The sequence below is a fragment of the Flavobacterium agri genome (assembly GCF_013401995.1).
Taxonomy (GTDB): Bacteria; Bacteroidota; Bacteroidia; order Flavobacteriales; family Flavobacteriaceae; genus Flavobacterium; species Flavobacterium agri.
In genome coordinates, this window is the sequence record NZ_JACBJI010000001.1 from 613,659 (window position 1) to 638,757 (window position 25,099).

The window sequence follows — 25,099 nt, forward strand, 5'->3', positions numbered from 1 at the left end:
GGAATGTCCCTGGATTATAGTATTTCTATTTCCATTTCTTCAAGTAGCGCGGCCAAAGGGAAAAATTCTGTGCCGTCGTATTTCTCTACACCGCTCATGTACCATTTACCGATCACACGGATCTGGAATTCGGAATATCCGTCAAGATCGATACTCATGCCCAACACGCCCGAAAGCATGAAATCCTCAAGGATATCGTTGGTCAGGATTTTGCGCGGTATACCGTTAGTGACCAATCCGTTTTTGCTTTCGTAATTATGGCGGCCCGAATAGAATCCGGTGGCAAAAGCTTCCCCGCAAACGCTAAGGTCGCCGTCTATGAATGGATTGAGTCCGAAAATGTACCCATCCATGTATTCCTTTCTGTATACGGGGTCGAAAATTTTATCCATGTTCGTGTGGTATATCTGATCTTAGATTTCGAAGCAAACTTATCAACAATCCTATTGCTGCCCTTTTAAAGTCGTTGAATAGCCAAAAAACTCTTCCAATCACCAGCGGCGTGGCGTTCGTCGATAAAAAAAAGTGCGATTACCGACAAAAAACAAACCCTGCATTTTTTACCGATGAAGTGCGAAAACGATATCATATTTTTCCAATCCGTCAAGAGGAAATGAAATAGTGTGTCTATATTTGCATAATCTTCAAAAAACCGATGGAAAAGATCTTCAACGACACACAAATTGCATTCGCGCTCAAAAGCGACACCGAACTTGACCGCGCTTATTTCCTTTTCAAACTCATAGACAGCGAACCGCTAGTAAGGATCGGTACGGCCGTGACGAATTTCGCGATCAAGGCGCACCTTCCGGTAGAAGGCCTGATCAGGGCTACGGTTTTCGACCATTTCTGCGGAGGCGTGAACGAACAGGACTGTCTTCCGGTGGTCGACAAGATGTTTACTAAAGGCGTTTCATCGGTTCTTGATTATTCGGTAGAAGGAAAAGAAGAAGAAGAACAGTTCGATGCGGCGCTGAAGATGACGCTCAAAACCATAGAGTTTGCCGAGCAAAGACAAGCGATTCCGTTCGCGGTTTTCAAACCTACGGGCTTCGGGCGATTCGAACTGTACGAAAAATTGGGCGAAGGGCAGGAACTCAATCCTCAGGAAAAAGCCGAATGGAGTAGAGTAGTGGAGCGTTTTGACCTCGTTTGTAAAGCCGCACACGACAAGAACGTCGCACTTCTTATCGATGCCGAGGAAAGTTGGATGCAGGACGCGGCCGATGATCTCGTCGAAGAGATGATGCGCAAATACAACAAAGACAAAGCCATCGTTTACAATACGCTTCAATTGTACCGCCACGATAGATTGCATTATTTGCAGCAACTGCACGACCGCGCCAAAAGAGACGGTTTTTATATTGGAATGAAATTAGTTCGCGGCGCTTATATGGAAAAAGAGCATAAACGTGCCGAAGAAAAAGGCTATCCGACGCCGATCTGCGCCACCAAAGAAGCCACCGACAAGAATTACGATTCGGGAATCGCCTACATGCTCGACCATATCGATTCTATGGCCGTTTTCGCGGGAACGCACAACGAAGAAAGCTCCTACAAGTTGATGGAATTGATGCAGCAGAAAGGCATCGCCAAAAACGACGAGCGCGTGTGGTTCGGTCAATTGTACGGCATGAGCGACAACATCAGCTATAATTTGGCAGCCGACGGTTATAATGTGGCCAAATACCTTCCGTTCGGGCCGGTGCGCGACGTGATGCCGTATCTTATACGAAGAGCCGAAGAAAACACGTCGGTTGCAGGCCAAACAAGTCGCGAATTGACCTTGCTCAAAACCGAACGCAACCGTCGCAAAGGCAAATGATGTCGGGCTATCTCGAACATCTGTCGCAAGACAAAGCGTTGTTGCCGATTTTGGAAAACGCACAACAAGTCGAGCTTAAAAGACAGCAGAACCTGCCTCAGTATTTGTATCGGACGATCATCAACCAACAGCTTTCCACGCGTGTCGGCCAAGTGATATTGGAACGTTTCCTGAATTTGTTCGGAGGAAACGAACCGACGTCCCAACAAGTGGCTTCGATAGATTTCGACACGCTCAAAAGTATCGGGCTTTCGAAACAGAAAGCGACTTACATCCAAAACGTGGCTAAATTCGATTTGGAAAACGGCATCAATTTCGAATCCTTGTCGAAAATGTCCGATGTCGAGGCGATCGCTTACATTTCCTCAATCAAAGGTATCGGCAAATGGACGGCCGAACTTTTCCTGATGTTCGCATTAGGGCGCGAAGATTTGTTTCCGGGTGACGACTTGATCCTTCAGAAAAAAGTAGCCGAACTATATGGTTTGGATCGATCCGACAAAAAGAAATTCCTTGCAGACATGTATGCAATCGCCCAAAATTGGAGTCCGTTCAGGACGTATGCGAGCGTTTTGATCTGGAGGAGTTAAAGGGTGAATGGTAAAAGGTGAAATGTGAAATGTAAAATACTATTTGGTGGATTAGGTGTTGAAAGCTTTTCGTTTTCTGACAACCATTCACAAATCACATTTTTACATTTCACATCTCACATTTCACTTTTCACAAATCACCTCTCAACTCAATCCAAACCGGCGCATGATCGCTCGACTTTTCCCAACCGCGCACATGCTTATCCACTTTAGCTTCTACCAATTTATCCTTGAGTTCGGGGCTTAGCAGGAAATGGTCGATGCGCAATCCGGCGTTTCTTCCGTAAGCGGTCCTGAAATAATCCCAAAAGGTGTAAATCACTTCGGTCGGATACAATTTTCGGATGGCATCCGTCCAACCTTGTTCCATCAACGTATGGAAAGCCGTCCTTGTTTCAGGTCGGAATAAAGCATCGTCAACCCATCGCTCGGGTTTGTAAACGTCGAGTTCGGTCGGCATTACGTTGAAATCGCCAATAAGGATTGTAGGTGTCTTGAATTCCAATAGTTTTTTAGCGCGATCCTGTAAACGTTCGAACCATTTGAGTTTGTAGTCGAATTTTGGCCCAGGCGCCGGATTCCCGTTCGGAAGGTACAGGCAACAAATCAGGATTCCGCCGACCATGGCTTCGAGATAACGACTTTGCACGTCTTCGGCATCTCCGGGAAGTGCACGCCCGATTTCTTTTATTTCGTGATTTTTCGAAAGAATTGCCACTCCGTTCCAGCTTTTCTGTCCGTGCCAAACCGCTTGGTAACCCGCGCCGTTTATGGCTTGCTCGGGGAATTTTTCCTGAGGTGCCTTGAGTTCCTGCAGGCAAACCACGTCGGGCCGGGTTTCTTCGAGCCAACGCAACAATACGGGCAACCTGCCGTTGACGCCGTTCACGTTATAAGTCGCTATTTTCATATCACCACGTTTACCACACTAATTTACGGATTTAATCTGTAAGAATTATCGATATAAAAACATGTGAATCATGTAACACCGCATTAAATTTTAATAGCAAAATTTGTGGGTTGAGGCCATCATCAAGCCAAAAGAAAACGAACACATTCAGTTTATGTCTTATTTCCGAACCCTTGCCGATTCTACGATCAGCCGTAATTTTTGTATTTCATGATCCTGATCGTAGACGACAAAAAGGAAAATATTCTTCCGTTAAAAAAAATCCTTGAGGTACATGGGCTCGAATCGGATGCTGCCGAATCTGGTGAAGAAGCACTTCTTAAAATCCTCAAACGGGAATATTCACTCATTATCATGGACGTGCAAATGCCGGGCATGGACGGTTTCGAGGTCGTAGAAACGCTCGCCGGAAGCAGCCGTACGAAAGACCTTCCCGTGATTTTCCTGTCGGCAATCAACAAAGAAAAGAAATACATCACCAAAGGATACGAATCCGGAGGCGTCGACTATATCACGAAACCCGTCGATCCCGACCTGCTGATCCTCAAAGTCAAGACTTTCCTTAAATTGTACCAGCAAAACAAGGAACTTAAGGACATGCGCGACCTGCTTTCGAAGGAAATCGAAATCCGCAAGGAAACCCAGCAGGAACTCATGCTGGCCAACGAAAATCTTGAATTCAAGGTAGCCGAAAGAACGTCCGAACTCACCCAAAAGAACGAAGAACTCGAATTGCGCAACCACGAACTGCAGCAGTTCGCTTGGGTCGTTTCGCACGATTTGAAAGAGCCGCTGCGCAAGATCGAGACTTTCGTGAAACTGTTGCGCGACCGTTACCTCACAGACGATCCGAAAGGAATCGATTACGCCAACCGCACAGTGGGTTCGGCCGCGCGAATGACCAACCTGATCAACGATCTGCTCGATTATTCAAGGCTGTCTTCTACCGTCGTGACCGAAGACGTGTATCTCGACGATACCGTAAACGAAGTCCTGTCCGACCTCGAGCATCAAATCAGCACGAAAAAAGGTGTCGTCAATGTTGGCGAATTGCCAAAAATCGATGGGATTCCGGGACAATTGCGACAACTGTTCCAAAATCTTATAGGAAATGCGTTGAAATTCTCGAAGGATGGAACAGCTCCCGTAATCAACGTTTCCTGCGAAACCGTAGCCGATAAAGATTTCGACGCCAAGCCGCATCCGCAAGGTAAATACTGCCGCATCCTTATCGAAGACAACGGCATTGGTTTCGACGAAATGTACCTCGACCGAATTTTCGTAATTTTTCAGAGTCTGCACGACAGGCAAAGCTATGAAGGAACCGGGATCGGCCTGGCCATCGCCAAAAAGATCGTCGAACGCCACAACGGACTGATCACCGCCAAAAGCAAGCCCGGCGAAGGTGCCAAATTCCTGATCATATTACCAACCTGACCAAACAACAGCCGATGTACACCAATCTTAGGTGACACATTGGAATAAAACCAATACAAATGCAAAACACGTTTAAAAGAAACCTTATCCTGAGCTTCGGCGCTTCGATATTGCTGCTTTTGGTAAGCTCGGGAGCGGCTTACCTGAGTATCCGCAGTCTTTTGGGAAGTACCGAACTCGTCGATCACACGAACGAAGTCATCTACAACCTCAATCGCGGGCAACAGGTGATGACCGACGCCCAGGCGTCCATGCGCGGCTTCCTGATTACGGGAAAGGATGAATACCTTAGTGAATACAACGGATCGGAGGTTCGGGCCGAGGCGTATTTCAACAAACTCAAGCAACTTACGCTTGACAATCCGGTCCAGCAGAACAATTTGCGCGAGCTCGTGCCGTTGAGACTCAAGTATTTCCTGTACCTGCAAGCGCGCATCGGCGAGAAAAAACGAGGTGAATTTTCGGTTTCGGAATTGGGCAACGGAAAAGCCATGATGGCCGAGATGCGCACCATCATCCGACGTATGGAAAGCGAAGAGTTGCGATTGCTCAAGATGAGGACGACCGAATCGAAATCGTACGCGAATTACAGCGTGTCGCTTATCGTGGCTGCGGCTTTGGTTTCGTTGTTGCTCAGCGGACTTTTCTTCGTGAGGATTCTCAACGACTATAACGAACGTACGAAACTCAACCGTCAGCTCGTCGACAAGGAAGCCGAAATGGCCGAGCGCATCCGAATCATCAGCGGGATTGCCGTGCAGATTTCCCAAGGGAATTTCAAGGTGCGCGTCAAGGATTCTACAGCCGATTCGCTCGGAAGTGTGGCCGATTCGCTGAACAATATGGCAACGGAACTCGACCGTTCGTTCCAGTCGCTTTCCGATAAGGAATGGCTACAGACAGGCGTGGCCGGACTTGCCGACGTGATGATAGGCGAGAAAAGCACCAACCAACTCGCCAAAGACATCATAACATATGTATCCGAATATACTTCGAGCAATGCCGGCGTGCTTTACATTCAGGACGGCGATTCGCTTTTGGCCACGGCCGGATACAGTTATGTACCGAACCCGAAACGCGAAAGGCTGCAAATCGGGCAAGGTTTGGTCGGCCAGGCGGTGGAATCGGACAAATTGATACAACTCAAAGCCGATTCTCCGGACAACATCAGCATTTCGTATGCGCTCGGAGAGATGAAACCCAAACACATCATCGCAATCCCGCTCAAGGAAACCAATGTGGAAGGAGCGCTTGAGCTTGCAACCGCCAATTCGTTCACGGCATTGCAGTTGGAATTCATTTTGGCCGTCGCGGATAACATCGCCATCGCGTTGAAAGGAGCACAAAACCGTGCGAAAGTGCAGGAACTTTTAGAAGAAACCCAGGCACAGTCTGAGGAATTGCGCGTGCAGCATACCGAACTCGAAAGCATGAACGCCGAACTCGAAGCCCAGACCGAGAAACTGCAGGCATCCGAAGAAGAACTCAAAGTGCAGCAGGAAGAATTGCAGCAGACCAACGAAGAGCTGGCCGAACGCAGCGTGCTTTTGGAAGAACGCAATACCGAAATCCAAAAGAAATCTGAAGATTTGGAACGCACCACACGCTACAAGTCGGAATTTTTGGCCAACATGTCGCACGAATTACGCACGCCTTTGAATTCGATATTGTTGTTGAGTCGATTGCTTTCCGAAAACAACGAAAAGAACATGACCGAGGAACAAGCCGAATTCGCTCGTGTCATCAATAGTTCGGGCAACGGATTGCTTGGCCTCATTGACGAAATCCTCGATCTTTCCAAAATAGAGGCGGGCAAGATGGATTTGGAATTCGCCGAAATATCAGTACCCGAAATCACCGGTTCGATGCGCAGTTTGTTCGGCGAAGTGGCCAAAGACAAAGGAATCGAGTTCCATATTGACGATAAGGGCGCGCCGATCGTCGTCAAGACCGACAAGATGCGTCTGGAACAAATCCTCAAGAACCTGATTTCGAACGCGATCAAATTCACCGAAAAAGGTTCGGTCACGTTGTCTATTGCCAAATCGTCCGAGAAATCGGTTACGTTTTCGGTCAAGGACACGGGCATCGGGATTCCGCCGGAAAAACAACTGCTGATTTTCGAGGCTTTCCAACAAGCCGACGGTTCAACCAAACGCAAATACGGAGGTACCGGTTTGGGATTGTCGATCAGCCGCGAACTCGCCAAACTGCTCAGAGGCGAACTCAAGTTAAACAGTGTGGTCGGCGAAGGGAGCGAATTCACGTTGACGATTCCGCTTTCCGCTTCATCCGCGCCAGTTGTGATCACCAAGGTGAAAGAAGACACGGACGAAACGACAGAAAGCGATATCCAAATCCAAAAGAAAGACGAGTACATCAGCCAGGATATTCCCGAGGCCGTTCCCGACGATCGCGACAATATTTCCGAAGACGACCGCACGATCCTGATTGTGGAAGACGATACGAATTTCGCCAAATCGCTTCTCGAATTCACGCACCAACGCGGCTACAAAGGAATCGTGTCGGTTCGTGGCGACCACGCGCTCAATCTGGCCTTGGCGTTCAAACCCGTCGGAATTTTGCTCGACATACAACTTCCGGTCAAAAGCGGATGGGAAGTCATGGAAGAGCTCAAAAACAACGGACAGACACGTCATATTCCGGTACATATCATGTCGTCGCACAAACTCAAGCAGGAAAGCTTGCTCAAAGGTGCGGTGAATTTCCTCGACAAACCCGTGGCTTACGAACAGATTCCCGACGTGTTCAAGCGCATCGAACAGATCGTGAACCGCGAATCCCAAAAAGTACTCATCATAGAAGACAACCCGAAACATGCAAAGGCGCTCGCGTATTTCCTCGACGCACACAACATCAATTCCGAAATCAAGAGCGATATTTCGGAAGGCGTCGACGCACTCAAGAAGACCGAAGTGCATTGCGTGATCCTCGACATGGGAATTCCCGACAAGCATTCGTACGAGATATTGGAAAACGTCAAGAAAAACAAAGGTTTCGAGAATCTTCCGGTCATCGTCTTTACGGGAAAAAGTTTGTCGCTCAAAGAAGAAGTGAAGATCAAGCACTACGCGGATTCGATCATTGTCAAGACGGCACATTCGTATCAACGCATGCTCGACGAGGTGTCGCTTTTCCTGCATTTGATGGAAGAACAGAAAAAAGCCGACGGCAAAAACAAAAAAGTCAACCTGCTCAACAACGTGCTCAATGGCAAAACGGTTCTGGTCGTTGACGACGACGTACGCAACATCTATTCACTCACGAAAGCGCTCGAGACCTTGAAAATGAATGTGATTACGGCCATCGACGGAAAAGAAGCGCTCAAAATGCTCGATTCCCATCCCGAAACCGATGTCGTGCTGCTCGACATGATGATGCCCAATATGGACGGATACGAAACAGCCACGCGAATCCGCGAGAACAAAAAGTACAAGAACCTTCCCGTGATCGCCGTGACCGCGAAAGCCATGACGGGCGATCGCGAGAAATGTATCAACGCGGGCGCATCCGATTACATTACGAAACCCGTAGACGTGGACCAGCTCATGTCGCTGCTTCGCGTGTGGCTTTACGATAAGAACTAGTCATGGAAAAGAAAAAAATACTTGTCGTCGATGACGATTCGCGCAACATTTTCGCGTTGTCGGCCGTACTCAAATCGAGGAATTTTGAATGCATTTCGAGTTCGACCGCAAAAGAGGCTATCGATTTATTGCGATCGGATATGCCACTCAACTATGTACTTCTCGATATGATGATGCCCGAAATGGACGGCTATGAAGCGATTTCGATCATAAAAGCGCTTCCGAACCGACAAAAGCTTCCTGTAATCGCGGTGACGGCCCAAGCTATGGTGGGCGATCGTGAAAAATGTCTTTTGGCAGGTGCCGACGAATACATCTCGAAACCTGTCGATATCGACAAACTCGTACAATTGTTATCCAAATTCAAATGACCGACGAACGCGAACTTGATTTGTTGATCAACGAGGTTTACGAATATTACGGCTACGATTTCAGCGGATATTCGCAGGCTTCTTTCGGCAGGCGCATTTCACGCCTGATGGAAGTGGACGGTTTCAAATCGTTTGCCGATTTCCTGTCAAAAGTAAGGTCGGAACCCGAATACTTCAAACGCATGGTTGAGGAAATAACGGTAAACGTAACCGAAATGTTCCGCGATCCGGCTTTTTATCGGGTGTTGCGTACGACGATTTTGCCCGAACTCGCCACCAAACCGTTCATCAGGATTTGGCACGCGGGCTGTTCTACGGGCGAAGAAGTGTATTCGATGGCGATCATGCTCGAAGAAGCCAACCTGATGCACAAGGCGTTGTTGTATGCGACCGACATCAATCCGCAAGTATTGGAAACGGCCAAAAAAGGGATTTTCCCGCTGCGGATGATGAAGGAATACTCCGAAAACTATGTGCATTCGGGAGGCAAGAACGATTTTTCGGGCTATTATACGGCCAACTACGGATTCGCCAAATTCAATGAACGCTTTACCGAAAAAATGGTGTTTGCGCAGCACAATCTCGTGTCGGACCGCTCTTTCAACGAATTCGACCTGATTTTGTGCCGAAACGTACTTATCTATTTCGACAAACAATTACAGGATCATGCGTTGTCGCTTTTCGACGAAAGCCTAGCCAATCTCGGATATTTGGCTTTGGGTACGAAAGAAAGCATCAAATTCTCGTCCATACAGAAAAAATACCAGCAACACGACCGCGACAAGATATGGAAGAAAATCAAGTGAAAAAGCTCGTGCTCATTGGCGGATCGGCTGGAAGTCTCGAAGTTTTGATGCACGTATTGCCCGAACTTTCCACGGGTTTGGCGTTTCCGATCGTGATCGTTTTACACCGCAAGCATTCGGACGATCTTACGCTCGAAGAACTGATTGCAATGAAGACTTTGGTTCCTGTGAAAGAGGTCGAGGACAAGACCGTCATGACAAACGGCGCTATTTATATCGTGCCTTCCGATTATCATCTGCTTTTCGAAAAAGACGGCACGCTCGCGCTCGACGCTTCCGAAAAGGTCAATTACAGCCGACCGAGCATAGATGTAGTTTTTGAATCGGCGGCCGATGCTTTCGGGCCTTCTGTAATCGCTATTTTGCTTTCGGGTTCGAATGCAGACGGCGCTTTCGGTTGTTCTCGTATCAAGGAAAATGGTGGCACGATCATCATCCAGGATCCGAAATCGGCGGGAATGTCGTATATGCCGTCGAGCGCGATCCAAATGGTGGAACCCGATATGGTGGTCGATATGGACGAAATCGCATCGGTCATCAACCGCATCTGAATCCAAAATTATAACGTTTTCGCTTTTGCAGGTTTTGATGCGAACGATTACCTTTGCCGCACTCGCGCCTTAAGGCCGAATTGAATCTTAGTAAACACGACGCCATGAGTCCAGAAACGGCAACCAAAACTTCGTTGGAGCAGTATTTCAGCAAATTCCGTAACCATATCATCGGGATTTCCCAAGAATTCGATTCGCCTTTCGGCACCAAAAAAATCATCTACACCGATTGGACGGCAAGCGGCCGGCTGTATCGTCCGATAGAGGAGAAGCTGCTCAACGAATTCGGGCCTTTCGTGGCCAATACGCATACCGAGACTACGGTTTCTGGAACGGCGATGACGATGGCGTACCACAAAGCACGTCACATCATCAAAGACCATGTCAACGCCGGAAGTAACGATATTTTGATTACCGACGGAAGCGGCATGACGGGCGTCGTCAATAAATTCCAACGCATTTTGGGGTTGAAAGTCCCCGAAAATCTTCAGAAGTATACCGATATCCCGAAAGAAAAGCGTCCGGTGGTCTTCGTTTCGCACATGGAACACCATTCGAACCAGACGTCATGGCTTGAAACCATTGCCGATGTGGTCGTTGTTCCTGCTTGTGAAAAAGGGCTTTTCTGTCTCGATACGTTCGCTAGTCTTTTAGAAGAATACAAGGACAGGCAATTCAAGATCGCTTCGGTGACTTCATGTTCGAACGTGACGGGAATCAAGACGCCGTATTATGAAATCGCGCGTTTGATGCATCGCAACAACGGTGTGTGTTTCGTCGATTTCGCGTGTTCCGGACCTTATGTAAACATCGATATGCATCCGGCGGACGAAGAGTGTTACCTGGATGCCATATTCTTTTCACCTCACAAATTCCTTGGCGGACCCGGCACTTCGGGCGTTTTGGTGTTCAACAAGAAGTTGTACAAGAACATGATTCCCGACCATCCGGGCGGTGGAACGGTGAGCTGGACGAATCCGTGGGGCGAACACAAATACATCGACAACATTGAAGAACGTGAAGACGGAGGTACTCCGGGCTTTCTTCAGACGATAAAAACCGCACTCGCGATTCGATTGAAAGAGGAAATGGGCGTGCAGAATATTTTGGAAAGGGAAGAAGAGATCGTGAATTTCGTTTTTTCGGAACTTGAAAACATTCCGAACCTCACTATTTTGGCGGGCCAACACAAAAGCAGGCTCGGCGTCATTTCTTTTTACATCGACGGATTGCACTTCAACCTGGGTGTGAAACTACTCAACGACCGTTTCGGCATCCAAACACGCGGCGGCTGTAGTTGTGCCGGAACTTACGGCCATTATCTGTTACACGTCGACCAGGAACAATCGCATTACCTTACCGACAAGATCACGCACGGGGAATTGCTTGAAAAACCGGGATGGATCCGTATGTCAATCCATCCGACGACGACCAACGAAGAAATCGCATTCGTGTGCAAAAGCATCCGCGGATTGGCCGCCAACCATAAGGAATGGGCCAAAGATTACCGATACAACAACGCGAACAATGAGTTCGTGCATCAATCGGCCGGCAACCAGATCGGGGAAATGGTCAAGGATTGGTTTGAGTGACGCGTTTGTGTTTCCAGCGTTTGTGCGTCCATAAATAGTATTCGGGAGCTTCAAGGATTTGCTTTTCGACGCGTTTCATGAATTCGTCGGTAATCTCATAATTGGGAACCGAGCGCGCATCTGTCGACAATTCTTCTAGCGTAGCGCGATAATAGCCGCGTTTCACTTTTTCGACGCGCAAAAAAATCACGTTCATGTCGAACTTCTTTGCAAGCATTTCGGCGCCCGTGTGAACTGGTGTTTCGATGCCCATGAACTTCGTCCAGTGATGCGCTTTGCCTGCTTTCGGCGATTGATCGCTCGCGAATCCGTAGACGCTTGGTTTGTGCTCGTGCAGGTTGTGCAATATGGTTTCGCCGGTTTCTTTGGTCGTGATCAGATGGGCTTTGAATCGGGATCGGATATTGCGCACTAGTTTGTCGAAATGCTTGTTCGCAATGCGTTTGTAAATGGCGTATCCGTCGAAAGTGATGTATCGGTTCATCGAAATCACCCACTCGTAACTGGCATAATGCGCGCACATCAACGCAATGTTCTTGCCTTTTTTTTCCATTTCGAGATAAACCGGAAGATTCGTAAAAACGAAACGCTTGTCCATTTCGGATTGGGAAATCGACATCGTCTTGATCATCTCAAGGAACATGTCGCACATATGACGGTAGAATTTCTTCTCTACGATTCTTCGTTCCGATACCGACAAATGAGGCAATGCCATTTCGAGATTGGCGCGCACGGTTTTTTTTCTGTAGCCGATGATGCGGTACACCAATATATATACGGCATCAGAAAATGCGTAAAGCAATCGGAAAGGCAAAATGGAAATCAGCCACAAGGCCGGATAAACCAACAGGAAAAGCAGCAATTGCATCCGTTAAATTTTTGGCAAATATACGTTATAATGCCGTGGAGCGTTGCGCACGTTAACAAAACCACAGCAAAGATTCGTATTTTTGATAGCGTAAAATCACTTCCATGGATATTGTTCTGATCGCGCTGATCGCGGCCACCGTGCTCATTAGCGCCAAAGGTTTCAACGATCTTTATTTCTTTAGAAAATACGACTTTCATATCGGCAGTATACGTTCGGGCGAACAGATCAGGATGATTTCTTCCGGTTTTCTGCACGCCGACGTGATGCATTTGGCGTTCAATATGCTCACCTTGTATTTTTTCGCTCCGACTGTAATCGATGAATTGGGCAGGCTTTCGTTTCTTTTGGTTTATGCCGTGAGTCTTGTTGCGGGAAGCCTTCTGACGCTCGTTTTGCACAAAGACGATTATTCGTATCGGGCGATTGGCGCATCGGGAGCGGTCACAGGTATTCTTTTTTCGGCCATTTTGCTTGACCCGAATCTCGGTGTTGGTTTGATGTTTCTTCCGGGAATCGCCATTCCGGGCTGGCTTTTCGGTATTTTGTATTTGGCTTATTCGATTTATGGGATGCGTGCCAAGATCGACAACATTGGACACACGGCCCACTTTGGAGGCGCGATTGGCGGTTATGCGATCACGCTTTTATATCGCCCACATATTTTTACCGATGACACCTTCACAGTCATCGCTTTAGCCTTGCCGATAGCGGCTTTGTTCATTATGGAGCGGTTCGGAAAGCTGTGATGGCACAATAATTGGAAACACGACAATAACACAAATAACAATCACTATGAAAAAGTTTTTTCTCTTGTCGGCTGTTTTGGTATCTATGGCCGCCACATCCCAAATCCAGGTCGTTGACCAAAAGCCGCAAATCAACGTTTCGGGCGAAGGAAAGGTAAAAGTTACGCCCGACCAGGCGCACATTTCCATCGGAATCGAGAACAAGGGCGCGAATGCTACCGAAATCAAAAAACAGAACGATTTGACTACCGAAAAAGTCATTCAGTTCCTCAAAAAGTTCAACCTTCCGAAAGGCGATGTCCAAACGCAAAAGGTTTCGCTCACGCCTCAATACGATTACGACAAAAAGAAATATAGTTATATCGCGAATCAGACGATCGTGATTTTCCTTCGCAATCTTGACAAATACGACGAACTGATGTCGGGGCTTGTCGATACTGGAATCAACCGAGTGAACTACATCAATTTCGAATCATCCAAAGAAGAACAGTTCAAATCTGATGCACGAAAACTCGCGATGCAGGACGCCAAGCGAAAAGCAGACGATTACGTTTCGGTACTTACGCAAAAAGTAGGCAAGGCACTTATGGTAAACGACAATACGCAGATTATTTATCCGCGTGCCGAGAAATTCATGGCAATGGCCAATGCAGATGCGATGGCTGGCGGCGCTCCCGAAACACTTGCAATCGGGGAAATCGAAGTTACGGCGAATGTAAGCGTGAGTTTCCTTCTTGACTAAATAGTAAAAACACGATAATTTAAAGTCCCGGTTCGTCCGGGATTTTTTTTGGCTTGAAATGAATTTGAAAAGACGGTTTCGAAGTGAAAATTCGTGATTTCGTTTCCGAATTGATTTTTAAGCGATTTGCCGAAAGATTTTTTAAAAAAGGTGAGAATGGGTTCGCGTTTTTTATAGATGCGACAGAAGGAAAATATGGAGGTTAATTTTTATAATTTTTGATTATTGCTTTTTGGATTGAAATAATCTTGGACAATGATTTAGAATTGCAAGGTATCGGTGAAATTTCTATAATTCAAATCTATTTTTAATGGATTGCTCTTTACTCGTGATGTGTGAAGGTGAATCTTTGAAAAAATTAAATTCGAAATGAGTTAGAGTTTTTGATAGCGACATTCCCACAGGATTAACTCGCTGCGCTCGTTCATCCGTGAAGGTGAACCTTCACAAAGCAAAAAAAACTCTTTTCGAAACCGCAATCAAGCGAAGCTTGTTGCATTTCAAAAAGAGTTTTTCACTTAGTGGGAAGAGCAGGATTCGAACCTGCGAAGGTTTCCCAACGGATTTACAGTCCGTCCTCGTTGGCCGCTTGAGTATCTTCCCGTGGCGTTAACCGGCTGCAAATATAGTGCGGTTTTTGGGCTTTGCAAGTTTAAGCCCAATATATTTCGGAACTATTTTTTAAGGATTTGAATGCCAGTAAAATAAAAAATCCTCCGATTGGAGGATTTGCTATTATTTCGGTACATCTGGTTTAGCTAGCCATTCCTCTATTTTTTTCTTGAGTTCGGCTCCGTGGAGGTCTTTTCCGACAACCACTCCGTATTGGTTCACGATGAAACTGCTTGGTATGGCCTCAACCCCGTAGCGCATCGCAATCGGATCTTTCCATTCTTTCAAATTCGAGACTTGTGTCCACGTAAGTCCGTCTTTGGCAATCGCTTCTTTCCATTTGTCCGCTTGTCCCGGTTTATCCAACGAAACTCCGATAATGTTAAGTCCTTTCGGATGCAATTCATTGTACAACGCCACCAATTCAGGATTTGCTTTACGGCAAGGTCCGCACCATGATGCCCAAAAGTCGATAAGCGTGACTTTACCGCGTGCGTCCTTTAGCGAAACCGTTTTTCCGTCTGGAGTCGTGGCAGAAAATTCGGGTGCGCGACGGCCTACTTCGACCACTTTGAATTTTTTGATGTTCTCGCCCAATTTTTTGCCCGCTTTCGTCTTTTTCAGTTCTGGATCGAGATTGTTGTAAAGCGTCTCGATTTCTTCGATATTGGGTTCGAAAGCCCTGAATCCGTTCTGGATAAGGAAAATGGAAATGTAAGCCTTAGGATTGCTTTTAGCCCAGTTGGTCATCTGGGTTCCCAAATCTTTCTGCATGTTTTCCATTTGCGTCTGGATCTTACGCATGGCCGCCGTATCCTTAGAGGATTGTGCCTTCAGGTATTCGGGCTGTAGTTTTTTCCATTTGTCACCGATGCCTTTGGTGAGTTTGGTTGAAAACTCACCATATTCAGTAAATTTCTCATTGTTGAAAGTTCCCGATATCTTATTCTTGAAAATGCTGTCTTTATTGATTGCAATCTCGATTTCACCATTTTCTGCAATGAAAGGAGAAACGTTCGGCTGATCCTGGATCTGCAACCCGTACATTTCGGGTTCATTGATCGTACCTTTGAACTCAAATTTTCCTTTTTCAATCTTTACGGTATCGAGATTTACCTGACCGAGGGAATCGTCCTGTCGTTTCAGGATGATGTTTTTCCCGTCGACGCCCGAAACGGTTCCTTTAAGTACGAATTCGTTGTCACCAACCGAATTACAGGCTACAAAAAGCGTCGGTATCGCCAACGCCAAAAAAGCTTTTTTCATTATTCAAATGTGTTTTCGTGTGCAAATGTATCCAAAAATAAAGCCGCACACGAATTGGACGGCTTAATTTTGTTATAAAAAACGGTATTATTTAGAACCCGACGGACAGGCGAAATTCGTAAGCGGCACTTCGGTTTTCCTGATGCCGGCCATGCCTTTCTCTACGTTTATGAAATTGTGGATGCCGCGCGATTTCAGGATAGATCCCATAATGACCGAACGATAACCGCCGGCGCAATGCAGGAAAAATTCGGTTTTAGGCAATCCCGCGAAATTCTCGTTCACCGTATCGAGCGGAAAATTGAGCGCGTTTTCTACATGTTCGGCTTCAAATTCTCCGGGTTTTCTTGCATCGATCACCGATTTTTTATCTGAAATCTGCGATGCGAACTCCTCGGGTGAAATCGAAGCCATGTCATCCGTTTCGAATCCGGCATTCTTCCAGGCAGCTATTCCGCCTTCAAGATAACCGAGCACATGGTCGAACCCGACACGCGACAGCCGCATGATCGCTTCTTCTTCTTTTCCTTCGGGAGTAACGAGCAACAACGGCTGGTTCACATTCATGAGCAAAGCGCCGACCCAAGGTGCGAAATTGCCCTGAAGTCCTATAAAAATCGAATTGGGAATGTGTTCTTTGACGAACTCGCTTTCGTGTCGGACGTCGAGAATGATGGCATCCGTCTCGTTCACGGCCGCTTCGAAAGCTTGAGCCGACATGGCTTTTTTGCTATGCGACATGATGTCGTCAAGGCTTTCGTATCCTTTGATGTTCAATTTTACGTTTTGCGGAAAGTAGGCCGGAGGTGCACCCAAACCGTCGAGCAGTTCCGAAATGAACTCGTCTTTGGTCATATCGGCGCGCAAAGCGTAATTGGTCTTTTTCTGGTTGCCGAGCGAATCGGTGGTTTCCTTACTCATGTTTTTACCGCACGCACTTCCGGCACCGTGGCTTGGATAGACGGTCAAATCATCGGGCAAAGTCATGATCTTGTTGCGAAGCGAATCGAACAGGTAACCCGCGAGTTTTTCCTGGGTGAGTTCAGAAACCATTTCCTGGGCCAGGTCCGGACGTCCGACATCACCGATAAAAAGCGTGTCACCCGTAATGATTCCGTGCATCTTTCCATCGGCATCAATCAAAAGATAACAAGTGCTTTCCAGAGTATGCCCTGGCGTATGAATCGCCTTTACGGTATATTTTCCGATTTTGAATTCTTCGTTATCGGATGCGATATGCGCCTCGAATTCAGGTTTTGCGGTAGGTCCGTAAACGATCGTCGCGCCCGTTTTCTTGGCAAGGTCGAGATGTCCCGAAACGAAATCGGCATGGAAATGCGTCTCGAAAATGTATTTGATTTTGGCGTTGTCCTTATTGGCCTTGTCGATATAAGGCTGTACCTCGCGCAACGGGTCAAAAATGGCTACTTCACCTTCGCTTTCCAGGTAATACGCAGCCTGGGCGATGCATCCGGTATAGATTTGTTCGATTTTCATAATGTTCGGGTTGGCTTATGCCGGGCATAAAAGTACGATTTTTATAGGTTTGGGCGGAATCCGATTTAACTTAAAATTAGTATCGTCAGCAGGACGTCGGCTTTGATTTTGCCGTAATTTTATCGGTATGGACAATACGCATAGAAAAGGCTTTTACTTCCATTCGTACAAAGCGCCTGAATTGTCTCCTTTCGACCGATTGTTCGACATTTTCAAGGAATTGATTACACATACCTCTGGCGATCTCGATGAAGCTTTAGACTGGCTGCGCGAACTGGATTCCGAATACAACCTTACAGACGAAAATTACACCATAGACGATTTTGTAGAGGACCTCAAGCGAAAAGGTTACATACGCGAAGAGTTCGAGGACGACGGCACCCCCGGCTTGAGCATTACCGCCAAAACGGAGCGCGCCATCCGAAAACAGGCTTTGGAACAGATTTTCGGCAACCTGCAGAAAAGCGGATCAGGCAATCACAAAACCAAATTTACGGGTAGAGGAGACGAACACACGGGCGAATTCCGAGAGTACCAATTCGGGGACGGCCTCGAGAGGATTTCGCTTACGGAGAGTTTGAGGAATGCGCAAATCAACAACGGAGCCGATGAATTCCGCCTTACGGAAAACGACCTGATCGTAGAAGAGGCGCGCTACAAAGCCCAGATGAGTACGGTATTGATGATCGACATTTCGCATTCGATGATCTTATATGGTGAAGACCGCATCACACCTGCCAAAAAAGTGGCGATGGCTTTGGCCGAATTGATCACGACGCGTTATCCGAAAGATACGTTGGACATTATCGTTTTCGGAAATGACGCCTGGTCGATCGCGATCAAGGATTTGCCGTATCTCAAAGTCGGGCCGTATCATACGAATACCGTCGCCGGATTGCAATTGGCGATGGATATCTTGAGGCGCAAACGCAACACGAACAAACAGATTTTCATGATTACCGACGGAAAACCGAGCTGCGTGCGCGAACGCGACGGTTCCTATTATATGAACAGCAACGGCCTCGACGAATATATCGTAGACAAATGTTATACGCAGGCGGCTCAGGCGAGAAGGCTTCATATTCCGATAACGACGTTCATGATAGCCGACGATCCGTATCTGCAGCGTTTCGTAAGTCTTTTCACCGAAGCTAATCAAGGGAAGGCCTTCTATACGGGACTTCAGGGATTGGGTGAGATGATTTTTGAGGATTATGAGACGAATCGGAAGAAGAGGATTCGCGGTTGATGATAGCAGGCACTGACAGTTGTAGTTGCGGTATCAGCGGCAGTAGAAAATAACTTAAATAGAAATTAGCGGAAATCTGGAAAATCAAAGAAATCCGCATTCCAAAATATGAAGACAGAAAACATAAAAACATTGGGCGAGCTCAAAAAATCGGGCTACGTCTCCAAATCGATAAAAGACGAATTGCGCGACAATTTACGTGAGAAAATAAAAGCAGGAAAATCGGCATTCGAAGGCATTCACGGATTCGAAAATTCGGTTATACCAGAACTTGAACGAGCGATTCTTTCACGGCACAATATCAACTTGTTAGGATTGAGAGGTCAGGCAAAAACGCGATTGGCGAGATTGATGATCAATCTGCTCGACGAGTACATTCCCTATGTAGACGGTTCCGAAATAAACGACGATCCTTTACAGCCGATCTCGCGTTTCGCAATTGAACTGATTTCTGAAAAAGCCGATGAAACACCAATCAAATGGCTGCACAGGAACGAACGATTTTTCGAAAAGCTGGCGACTCCGGATGTAACGGTTGCGGATCTTATCGGTGACGTCGATCCGATAAAGGCCGCCAATCTGAAACTGTCGTATGCAGACGACCGAGTGATCCATTTCGGCATGATTCCCAGAGCGAACCGTTGCATTTTCGTGATCAACGAACTACCCGATCTGCAAGCAAGAATCCAAGTCGCGCTTTTCAACATCCTTCAGGAAGGCGACATACAGATTCGCGGCTTTAAAGTGAGGATGCCGCTCGATATGCAGTTCGTATTCACGGCCAATCCCGAAGATTATACGAACCGCGGCAGTATCGTCACTCCGCTTAAAGACCGTATCGGTTCGCAAATCCTGACGCATTATCCCGAATCCATAGAAATAGCCCGCACGATTACCGAACAGGAAGCCCAACTCGACACAAGGCAGCAGCAAAGTATTTATGTGCCTTCATTGGCTAAAGACGTGCTTGAGCAAATCGGTTTTGAAGCGCGTGAAAGCGAATTTGTAGACAACAAAAGCGGCGTGAGCGCACGTATGAGCATCACTGCTTATGAAAACCTGCTGAGTACGGCAGAAAGACGCGCGCTGAAATCGGGAGAAGACAAAACAACAGTACGCTTGTCGGACTTTTTGGGAATTGTACCGGCGATTACCGGAAAAGTAGAATTGGTATACGAGGGCGAACAGGAAGGTGCGGCATTCGTAGCCCAAAGGTTGATCGCCGACGCGGTCAAAACCTTGTTCTCGGACTTATTCCCAAAGATCGAAAAACTCGAAAAACAAGGCCAGTCGAATCCTTATAAGGAAATCATCGATTGGTTTTTTGCCGAAAGCGGTTTTGAATTGGCCGATGAAGCTTCCGAAAAAGAATACCGGAAACAATTGGATTCGATCGCGCCGTTGACCGACCTGATCAAAAAATACCAGCCCGAAACAGAAAAAGAAGATTCGTATTTCACGAAAGAGCTCGTGTTGTGGGGATTGGTCGAATACAACAAACTCAGCAAGGATCGTTTTACCGAAGGTTTTCAGTTCAAGGATCCTTACGGAAGTTATATCAGCAAGCTGTGATTAGGTAACGGCTTTCTTTAGACTGGATTTGTTTTTGGAGAGACAGTTCTCCAATTTGGATTGCGCATGCTCAAGCTCGTTCATGGTAATTTTCATGTCGAGCGTGAGCTGCTTGAGTTCACGTCGATAAACGGCATCCTCTGGCTTTTTGTCGAGTTTAGAGCGAACCGACACTAAACGTTCTTCAAGAATCTTTACGGTTTCCTGCGCCTTTTCAATCTGTAACTCATATTCTTGGCAAGAAATACTCATACGCATTTGTGGTTAGGTGTTTCGTGATACTAATATACTTACTATTACAGTTATGGCAATGCCCGAATACCGGTATTTTGGCGATATCCCTAGTTTCAGGGATATTTAACATGGTAATTCTGCGCTTTTTAACCTTGAATTCATTTGGTCCGACTTTTATTCGCTTACCTTTATCGCGACTAAAATTCCCGAAATGATCAAAATTACGCTCAGGCTACTTTTAATAACACTTTGTTTTACAGCGAATTCACAGGTTGTCATCAATGAGTTGGATACGGACACGCCAAGTACCGACGACAAGGAATTCATCGAACTCAAATCGACTGTGCCTAATTTCGCGCTCGACGGTTACGTATTGGTGTTTTTTAATGGTTCTACAGCTTCGAGCACCGCAAACAAAAGTTATTTCACGATCGATCTTGACGGATTGGTCACCGATGTGAACGGATTGGTACTTATCGGAAATGAATTGGTATCTCCGGTTCCCGAGCGTATTTTTGCCAACAGCGTGATCCAGAACGGTGCCGATGCGATTGGTCTGTACCTTGGCAACGCTTCCGATTTTCCCGACCAGACTTTGGCCACGTCGACCAACCTCGTGAGTGCTTTGGCTTACGATACGAGCGATGCCGACGCCACCGAACTTATGGCTCTTTTGGGACTGACCGTTCAATACGACGAGAACGCGAACAATCTCGGCACGACCCAATCGGTGCAGCGCAAACCCGACGGGACTTACGAAACCAAAGCGCCGACTCCGGGAGCGAACAACGACGGCAGCGGTATCGGTTTCAACGGGATTACGATATCGGCCAACGCGACTTACGAGATCAGCGAAGGAAGTACTTTGACGATAACCTTCACGACCCAAAATCCGGTGAGTTCTACTTTGAATTTCACGTTCAGTCTTCAGGGAAGTCCTTTTTCTTTAGCCGATTTTACGGGAAATACCGCCGTTTCGATTCCGACGGGAAGTTCTACTTTCAGTACGACTATCACTTTCGTGGATGACAATTTAGACGAAGGTGACGAGACTTTCCGCATCAAGTTCGGCACTTTGCCGACGGGTTATAACCGCCTCAACGACAACATCCCGTTTATCGTGATCGACAACGATTTTACGACGGCAACTTACGGAACACCCGTAAATCCTACATACGGACTCGTCACGCCGCAAATTCCGGCGGGTTATTACGATTCGCTCGAAGGGAAATCCGGAAACGAACTCAAGCAGGCGATCCAGGACATCATCGCGAATCTGGCGGTCGTGCATGCACAGAATTATGGCGACATCGAACTCATGCTCAAACAGGCCGACCAGAATCCGCTTAACAGCAACCAGGTTTGGCTTATGTATGTGGAGCAGGGAAGAGGCAAGTATAAATTCCAGTCGACGGCGAGCAATATAGGATCGTGGAACCGCGAGCATATTTTCCCTCAATCGAGAGGCGGATTTTCGGACGGGACAAGCGACCAGGCCGACGGCATGAATGTGTGGCTTCCGACAGGTCCGGACGATATTTTGGCGGGTCATGCCGATGGTCATCACATCCGAGCCGAAGACGGACCCGAAAACAGTTCGCGCAACAACCGCGATTACGGTTCGGACTATAACGGTCCGGCGGGTAACCAAAATAGCTGGAAAGGCGATGTGTCACGCAGTTTGTTTTACATGGCCGTGCGCTATAACGGACTCAACCTCGTCAACGGAAATCCGACGGATACGGCCGGCAACCAGATCATGGGCGACCTTGCATGGATGCTGACCTGGAACCATAGCGATCCTTCGGACGATTTCGAAATGCACCACAACAACGTCATCTATCAATGGCAGGCGAATCGCAACCCGTTCGTGGATTATCCTGATCTGGCCGATTACATTTGGGGAACGCATACGGGCGAGCCTTGGTTCGCGAATCTTTCGAATCCAGAAAACCAGATCGATGCGGTCGTGTTATACCCGAACCCGGCGCGCGATCATTTTTCTATAAAAGGAATCGACAGCGGGCAAGCCGAAATCTTTAACGTAAGCGGAATGAAAGTAGGGGAATTTGAAATCGACGGGAATCGTGAAATCGCGATCGATTTTCCAGTCGGGCTTTACCTTGCGAAAATCACTTCGGATTACAAAACCGCCACGGTCAAACTGATCGTACGCTGATTACTTGAACCGCACGGTAAAAGTCGTGCCTTTATGGGGCTCGCTTTCCACCGAAATACTGCCGCCCATAGCCTCGATCTGATTCTTCGTGATGAACAATCCGATGCCACGCGAATCGGGATTATTGCTGAACGTCTTGTACATCCCGAACAACTTGTCGCCGTACTTGTCAAGGTCGATGCCGATGCCGTTGTCGCTTACCGAAAGTGTTTTTCCTTCGGCATTTTCAATCCATAAGATGTGGATTTTAGGCTGTCTTTCGGTGCTCGAATAACGGATGGCGTTCGAAATGAGATTCAAAAGGATGCTTTCCAGATACGCCGGATTGAACACGATTTCTGCCCAACGCGGCACGTCTATGCTGATGTCGGCGCCTTTGAGTGCGATCTGTTCCGACAAAACCGCAACGGCACTTTCTATGTAATGCCTCAAATTGAGCTTTTCCGAAACCAGACTGATATTGGTCTGGATGTTCACGACCTCGTTCAGGTTGGTCATGGTTTCGTTTAGAGAAGCCGAAACCGTCCGCAACATTCCCGTCATTTGCTGGCGTTCCCTTTCGGATTCTACGGTTTCCATCAAAGCCGCGATTGATTGGATGTTGCTCGTGTGCGAACGCAGGTTGTGCGACACGATATACGAGAAATTCTGCAACCTTTTGTTCTGTTCGATGACGAGTTTGAGCGATTCGTTGAGCTTGTGGTCGGCTTCCTTGGTTTTAGTCACGTCGATCGTAATACCGCGCACATAGGCCGGTTTGCCGTTTTCGGACACTACATTCACATAATCCTTTACCCAAATCACGGTTTCGTCTTTTTTAAGGAAACGATACTCGAATTCGAATTGTTGTTTGGTGTGGACGTTCGCAAAATACGTTCGCAACGCTTCTTCGCGGTCATCGGGATGGATGTGGTTCGTCCAGAAATTAGGTTCCGAAAGCCATTGTTCCATCGGATAACCCATGATTTCCTCGGCTTTCGCATTGACGAACGAAATGTTGTCGCTCTCGAAATTGCTTTCCCAAACCACGCCGTCAATCGTATTGATCAACGATTTGAGCCTTTGCTGGGAATCGGATATGAGTTTTTCGGCATTTTTGCGCTTGGTGATGTCTTCTGTAGCGACGATCACACGGTCAAGCGAATCCTCGCAGCCGCGCATGACGGTCCATTGAAGGAACAAATCCCGGAAACCGCCGCGTCCGTCGATCATACGCGTATCCATCGTGACCTGGTATTGGCCGGCGGCAACTGCCTGTAGTTGTTTGATAAAATCTTCGTACGTGTCCGAATCCATGATCGAATTCAAGTTGTGGCTCAACAATTCCTCACGCGTTTTGGGATAATGCAGACGCAGGCATTCGTTGTTCACATTGATGATCCTGACCAGTTCAAGACATTTGTGGATTTCTTCGGGATGCGTCCTGAAATACACTTCCACGGTTTCCTTGTCACGACCAAACATCCCGATACTTTTGATGTATTCCTTGACTTCGGAAAAATCCTCTTCCCACAGCGCGATAGGCGAATCGTTGAACAGGCTTTCGAAACGCGCTTCACTTTCGCGTACGGCTTTGGCGGGTTTCTCAAGTAATAACGTAATCACGAATCCGAAAAGCAGCGCGAACGAAAATCCGAAAAACACGGTCGGCAATATCGCCCAAAGACTGCTGTAATTGTTTCGGGAAGACAGCACGAGTTCCCAACCGCCGTCGGGAATCGCTTTCGAGACGTAGTAATGCTGCTTGTAATCGTCGGCTCCGGGAAGGAAATATTGGTTTTCACCCGTGACCGGATTGTTTTTCACCAATTGAAAACTGTATTTGCTTTCGTCTACCGACGTTATGCCCGCCATCCTGAAAAGCGTTTCAGGTTTGATTAGTACGGCCGAAAATCCCCAGAATTTACCGTTGACGAAAACCGGCATGCGACCGACGATTCCCGATCCGCCTTGCTGCAATTTTAGAGGTCCTGCGAAATATATTTTGCCGTCGCGTAAAGATCGAAGCGCTTCTTCTCTATGCTCACGTGATTTAAGGATGTCGAATCCTATGGCTTTTTCGTTGCCGATCGTCGGATACACATATTTGATGACACCGTTCGGAACGAGTTCAACGGCGTTGATGACAGAATTTGACTGGAGCAAATCGGCTGCGACCGCTTCAAAATCCTGCGGAATTCCGTCGTCGCTGATCGTAAGGGCTAATGAAAGCGAAGTCGCATAACAGCTTTTTATCGATTGTTCGAGGTTGTGATGGGCCACATCGATCAGGCTGTACATTTCGCGCTGCTCGTTATTGCGAGCCATCTCGTAGCGTTGGAACGAAATGATCGATACGACCACTATCAATACCAGCGACACAAGGACTCCCGAAGTACGGGGCCTTTTCGCGAAGTAGGAAAAGATATTGCGTCTGTGCCGGGCTACCATCCTTGCGCAAA

General features: G+C 47.3%; 20 protein-coding genes and 1 tRNA gene. 13 read left to right on the top strand and 8 right to left on the bottom strand.

Translation table 11 applies throughout. The features are described 5' to 3' along the window. Positions 1–14: 14 nt before the first annotated feature. Positions 15–392, bottom strand: a complete 378-nt coding sequence (locus tag HZF10_RS02955; RefSeq protein WP_176004685.1) for a hypothetical protein — start codon at positions 390–392, stop codon at positions 15–17. A 263-nt stretch (positions 393–655) separates the two neighbouring features. Between HZF10_RS02955 and HZF10_RS02960 the strand changes: the two genes are divergently transcribed. Together HZF10_RS02960 and HZF10_RS02965 are read left to right on the top strand one after the other, a co-directional pair. Then, complete coding sequence (locus tag HZF10_RS02960; RefSeq protein WP_176004686.1) at positions 656–1,825, top strand: proline dehydrogenase family protein; 1,170 nt, start codon at positions 656–658, stop codon at positions 1,823–1,825. Next, on the top strand, positions 1,825–2,415 hold the full coding sequence (locus HZF10_RS02965) for a DNA-3-methyladenine glycosylase family protein (protein ID WP_176004687.1): 591 nt from the start codon (positions 1,825–1,827) through the stop codon (positions 2,413–2,415). The genes HZF10_RS02960 and HZF10_RS02965 overlap by 1 nt, the downstream gene beginning before the upstream one ends. Before the next feature lie 130 nt (positions 2,416–2,545). Here the strand turns inward: HZF10_RS02965 and xth are convergent, their stop codons facing one another. Continuing rightward, positions 2,546–3,325: an exodeoxyribonuclease III gene (gene xth / locus HZF10_RS02970; RefSeq protein ID WP_176004688.1), complete on the bottom strand. Its 780-nt coding sequence runs from the start codon at positions 3,323–3,325 to the stop codon at positions 2,546–2,548. A 210-nt stretch (positions 3,326–3,535) separates the two neighbouring features. Here xth and HZF10_RS02975 point away from each other — a divergent pair, with 210 nt between their 5' ends. From HZF10_RS02975 to HZF10_RS03000, 6 genes are all read left to right on the top strand, one after another. Next, positions 3,536–4,762 (top strand): hybrid sensor histidine kinase/response regulator, encoded by a 1,227-nt coding sequence (locus HZF10_RS02975; protein ID WP_176004689.1) that lies wholly within the window; start codon positions 3,536–3,538, stop codon positions 4,760–4,762. A 59-nt stretch (positions 4,763–4,821) separates the two neighbouring features. After that, positions 4,822–8,370: a hybrid sensor histidine kinase/response regulator gene (locus tag HZF10_RS02980; RefSeq protein WP_176004690.1), complete on the top strand. Its 3,549-nt coding sequence runs from the start codon at positions 4,822–4,824 to the stop codon at positions 8,368–8,370. A gap of 2 nt (positions 8,371–8,372) precedes the next feature. Beyond that, complete coding sequence (locus HZF10_RS02985) at positions 8,373–8,741, top strand: response regulator (RefSeq protein ID WP_176004691.1); 369 nt, start codon at positions 8,373–8,375, stop codon at positions 8,739–8,741. Beyond that, entirely contained in the window at positions 8,738–9,547 is an 810-nt protein-coding gene (locus tag HZF10_RS02990; protein WP_176004692.1) for a CheR family methyltransferase, read from the top strand. Before HZF10_RS02985 ends, HZF10_RS02990 begins: the two co-directional genes overlap by 4 nt. Beyond that, complete coding sequence (locus HZF10_RS02995; protein ID WP_176004693.1) at positions 9,529–10,098, top strand: chemotaxis protein CheB; 570 nt, start codon at positions 9,529–9,531, stop codon at positions 10,096–10,098. Before HZF10_RS02990 ends, HZF10_RS02995 begins: the two co-directional genes overlap by 19 nt. Positions 10,099–10,202: 104 nt before the next feature. Continuing rightward, a complete protein-coding gene (locus HZF10_RS03000; protein WP_176004694.1) occupies positions 10,203–11,690 on the top strand; it encodes an aminotransferase class V-fold PLP-dependent enzyme in 1,488 nt (495 codons plus the stop codon). Here HZF10_RS03000 and HZF10_RS03005 read toward each other — a convergent pair. Further along, positions 11,671–12,558: a lysophospholipid acyltransferase family protein gene (locus tag HZF10_RS03005; protein WP_176004695.1), complete on the bottom strand. Its 888-nt coding sequence runs from the start codon at positions 12,556–12,558 to the stop codon at positions 11,671–11,673. The two genes, HZF10_RS03000 and HZF10_RS03005, sit on opposite strands and share 20 nt — an antisense overlap. A 104-nt stretch (positions 12,559–12,662) precedes the next feature. Between HZF10_RS03005 and HZF10_RS03010 the strand changes: the two genes are divergently transcribed. Together HZF10_RS03010 and HZF10_RS03015 are read left to right on the top strand one after the other, a co-directional pair. Then, on the top strand, positions 12,663–13,307 hold the full coding sequence (locus tag HZF10_RS03010) for a rhomboid family intramembrane serine protease (RefSeq protein WP_176004696.1): 645 nt from the start codon (positions 12,663–12,665) through the stop codon (positions 13,305–13,307). Between the two features lie 46 nt (positions 13,308–13,353). After that, positions 13,354–14,049, top strand: a complete 696-nt coding sequence (locus HZF10_RS03015) for an SIMPL domain-containing protein (RefSeq protein WP_176004697.1) — start codon at positions 13,354–13,356, stop codon at positions 14,047–14,049. A gap of 522 nt (positions 14,050–14,571) precedes the next feature. Here HZF10_RS03015 and HZF10_RS03020 read toward each other — a convergent pair. The 3 genes from HZF10_RS03020 to HZF10_RS03030 form a co-directional block, all read right to left on the bottom strand. Further along, positions 14,572–14,652 (bottom strand) — tRNA-Tyr (locus HZF10_RS03020). Between the two features lie 132 nt (positions 14,653–14,784). Then, a complete protein-coding gene (locus HZF10_RS03025; RefSeq protein ID WP_176004698.1) occupies positions 14,785–15,927 on the bottom strand; it encodes a TlpA disulfide reductase family protein in 1,143 nt (380 codons plus the stop codon). An 87-nt stretch (positions 15,928–16,014) separates the two neighbouring features. Beyond that, a complete protein-coding gene (locus HZF10_RS03030) occupies positions 16,015–17,424 on the bottom strand; it encodes an MBL fold metallo-hydrolase (RefSeq protein ID WP_176004699.1) in 1,410 nt (469 codons plus the stop codon). A gap of 127 nt (positions 17,425–17,551) precedes the next feature. Here HZF10_RS03030 and HZF10_RS03035 point away from each other — a divergent pair, with 127 nt between their 5' ends. Both HZF10_RS03035 and HZF10_RS03040 read left to right on the top strand, forming a co-directional pair. After that, positions 17,552–18,673 (top strand): vWA domain-containing protein, encoded by a 1,122-nt coding sequence (locus HZF10_RS03035; RefSeq protein WP_176004700.1) that lies wholly within the window; start codon positions 17,552–17,554, stop codon positions 18,671–18,673. A 108-nt stretch (positions 18,674–18,781) separates the two neighbouring features. Next, positions 18,782–20,245 carry an AAA family ATPase gene (locus tag HZF10_RS03040; protein ID WP_176004701.1) on the top strand — a complete coding sequence of 488 codons (1,464 nt, stop codon included), beginning with the start codon at positions 18,782–18,784 and terminating at the stop codon, positions 20,243–20,245. Here the strand turns inward: HZF10_RS03040 and HZF10_RS03045 are convergent, their stop codons facing one another. After that, positions 20,246–20,497 carry a hypothetical protein gene (locus HZF10_RS03045; RefSeq protein WP_176004702.1) on the bottom strand — a complete coding sequence of 84 codons (252 nt, stop codon included), beginning with the start codon at positions 20,495–20,497 and terminating at the stop codon, positions 20,246–20,248. Positions 20,498–20,690: 193 nt separating this feature from the next. Here HZF10_RS03045 and HZF10_RS03050 point away from each other — a divergent pair, with 193 nt between their 5' ends. Further along, positions 20,691–22,658 (top strand): endonuclease, encoded by a 1,968-nt coding sequence (locus HZF10_RS03050; RefSeq protein WP_176004703.1) that lies wholly within the window; start codon positions 20,691–20,693, stop codon positions 22,656–22,658. On the opposite strand, the gene HZF10_RS03055 is transcribed toward HZF10_RS03050, so the two are convergent. Continuing rightward, entirely contained in the window at positions 22,659–24,965 is a 2,307-nt protein-coding gene (locus tag HZF10_RS03055; RefSeq protein WP_176004704.1) for a PAS domain-containing protein, read from the bottom strand. Positions 24,966–25,099: the final 134 nt, after the last annotated feature.

Excerpts from the sequence above, each read along its gene's own strand:
- HZF10_RS02965 (WP_176004687.1), top strand. The coding sequence starts at position 1,825 with ATGTCGGGCTATCTCGAACATCTGTCGCAAGACAAAGCGTTGTTGCCG.
- HZF10_RS02995 (WP_176004693.1), top strand. The coding sequence starts at position 9,529 with ATGGAAGAAAATCAAGTGAAAAAGCTCGTGCTCATTGGCGGATCGGCT.
- HZF10_RS02985 (WP_176004691.1), top strand. The coding sequence starts at position 8,373 with ATGGAAAAGAAAAAAATACTTGTCGTCGATGACGATTCGCGCAACATT.
- HZF10_RS03050 (WP_176004703.1), top strand. The coding sequence starts at position 20,691 with ATGATCAAAATTACGCTCAGGCTACTTTTAATAACACTTTGTTTTACA.
- HZF10_RS02975 (WP_176004689.1), top strand. The coding sequence starts at position 3,536 with ATGATCCTGATCGTAGACGACAAAAAGGAAAATATTCTTCCGTTAAAA.
- xth (WP_176004688.1), bottom strand. The coding sequence starts at position 3,325 with ATGAAAATAGCGACTTATAACGTGAACGGCGTCAACGGCAGGTTGCCC.
- HZF10_RS03040 (WP_176004701.1), top strand. The coding sequence starts at position 18,782 with ATGAAGACAGAAAACATAAAAACATTGGGCGAGCTCAAAAAATCGGGC.
- HZF10_RS03045 (WP_176004702.1), bottom strand. The coding sequence starts at position 20,497 with ATGAGTATTTCTTGCCAAGAATATGAGTTACAGATTGAAAAGGCGCAG.
- HZF10_RS02990 (WP_176004692.1), top strand. The coding sequence starts at position 8,738 with ATGACCGACGAACGCGAACTTGATTTGTTGATCAACGAGGTTTACGAA.
- HZF10_RS03030 (WP_176004699.1), bottom strand. The coding sequence starts at position 17,424 with ATGAAAATCGAACAAATCTATACCGGATGCATCGCCCAGGCTGCGTAT.
- HZF10_RS02955 (WP_176004685.1), bottom strand. The coding sequence starts at position 392 with ATGGATAAAATTTTCGACCCCGTATACAGAAAGGAATACATGGATGGG.
- HZF10_RS03005 (WP_176004695.1), bottom strand. The coding sequence starts at position 12,558 with ATGCAATTGCTGCTTTTCCTGTTGGTTTATCCGGCCTTGTGGCTGATT.
- HZF10_RS03035 (WP_176004700.1), top strand. The coding sequence starts at position 17,552 with ATGGACAATACGCATAGAAAAGGCTTTTACTTCCATTCGTACAAAGCG.
- HZF10_RS03010 (WP_176004696.1), top strand. The coding sequence starts at position 12,663 with ATGGATATTGTTCTGATCGCGCTGATCGCGGCCACCGTGCTCATTAGC.
- HZF10_RS02980 (WP_176004690.1), top strand. The coding sequence starts at position 4,822 with ATGCAAAACACGTTTAAAAGAAACCTTATCCTGAGCTTCGGCGCTTCG.
- HZF10_RS02960 (WP_176004686.1), top strand. The coding sequence starts at position 656 with ATGGAAAAGATCTTCAACGACACACAAATTGCATTCGCGCTCAAAAGC.
- HZF10_RS03000 (WP_176004694.1), top strand. The coding sequence starts at position 10,203 with ATGAGTCCAGAAACGGCAACCAAAACTTCGTTGGAGCAGTATTTCAGC.
- HZF10_RS03015 (WP_176004697.1), top strand. The coding sequence starts at position 13,354 with ATGAAAAAGTTTTTTCTCTTGTCGGCTGTTTTGGTATCTATGGCCGCC.
- HZF10_RS03055 (WP_176004704.1), bottom strand. The coding sequence starts at position 24,965 with ATGGCTCGCAATAACGAGCAGCGCGAAATGTACAGCCTGATCGATGTG.
- HZF10_RS03025 (WP_176004698.1), bottom strand. The coding sequence starts at position 15,927 with ATGAAAAAAGCTTTTTTGGCGTTGGCGATACCGACGCTTTTTGTAGCC.